This is a genomic window from Streptococcus sp. 27098_8_76 (assembly GCF_041432315.1).
Taxonomy (GTDB): domain Bacteria; phylum Bacillota; class Bacilli; order Lactobacillales; family Streptococcaceae; genus Streptococcus.
The window spans coordinates 1-1476 of record NZ_JAPVZI010000032.1 but is presented as its reverse complement, the minus strand read 5'-3'; the positions used below and the strand labels follow the sequence as shown (position 1 = coordinate 1476).

Here is a 1476-nt window from a genome sequence, read left to right as displayed (position 1 = left end):
GACTCTTCCAATCGTCTGCTTTAGTTAGCCTACTGCGTCCCTCCATCACTACATACTCTAGTACAGGAATATCAACCTGTTGTCCATCGGATACACCTTTCGGTCTCTCCTTAGGTCCCGACTAACCCAGGGCGGACGAGCCTTCCCCTGGAAACCTTAGTCTTACGGTGGACAGGATTCTCACCTGTCTTTCGCTACTCATACCGGCATTCTCACTTCTATGCGTTCCAGCACTCCTCACGGTACACCTTCTTCACACATAGAACGCTCTCCTACCATACCTATAAAGGTATCCACAGCTTCGGTAAATTGTTTTAGCCCCGGTACATTTTCGGCGCAGGGTCACTCGACTAGTGAGCTATTACGCACTCTTTGAATGAATAGCTGCTTCTAAGCTAACATCCTAGTTGTCTGTGCAACCCCACATCCTTTTCCACTTAACAATTATTTTGGGACCTTAGCTGGTGGTCTGGGCTGTTTCCCTTTCGACTACGGATCTTAGCACTCGCAGTCTGACTGCCGACCATAATTCATTGGCATTCGGAGTTTATCTGAGATTGGTAATCCGGGATGGACCCCTCACCCAAACAGTGCTCTACCTCCAAGAATCTTAATGTCGACGCTAGCCCTAAAGCTATTTCGGAGAGAACCAGCTATCTCCAAGTTCGTTTGGAATTTCTCCGCTACCCACAAGTCATCCAAGCACTTTTCAACGTGCCCTGGTTCGGTCCTCCAGTGCGTCTTACCGCACCTTCAACCTGCTCATGGGTAGGTCACATGGTTTCGGGTCTACGTCATGATACTAATTCGCCCTATTCAGACTCGGTTTCCCTACGGCTCCGTCTCTTCAACTTAACCTCGCATCATAACGTAACTCGCCGGTTCATTCTACAAAAGGCACGCTCTCACCCATTAACGGGCTCGAACTTGTTGTAGGCACACGGTTTCAGGTTCTATTTCACTCCCCTCCCGGGGTGCTTTTCACCTTTCCCTCACGGTACTGGTTCACTATCGGTCACTAGGGAGTATTTAGGGTTGGGAGATGGTCCTCCCAGATTCCGACGGGATTTCTCGTGTCCCGCCGTACTCAGGATACTGCTAGGTACAAAGACTATTTTAAATACGAGGCTATTACTCTCTTTGGCTGATCTTCCCAAATCATTCTTCTATAATCTTTGAGTCCACATTGCAGTCCTACAACCCCGAAGAGTAAACTCTTCGGTTTGCCCTCCTGCCGTTTCGCTCGCCGCTACTAAGGCAATCGCTTTTGCTTTCTCTTCCTGCAGCTACTTAGATGTTTCAGTTCACTGCGTCTTCCTCCTCACATCCTTAACAGATGCGGGTAACAGGTAGTACCTGTTGGGTTCCCCCATTCGGAAATCCCTGGATCATCGCTTACTTACAGCTACCCAAGGCATATCGTCGTTTGTCACGTCCTTCTTCGGCTCCTAGTGCCAAGGCATCCACCGTGCGCCC

1 rRNA gene is annotated in these 1476 nt (G+C 49.4%); it reads right to left on the bottom strand.

The features are described from left to right. Window positions 1-1476 (bottom strand): 23S ribosomal RNA (locus tag O3636_RS10645); the annotation flags it as partial.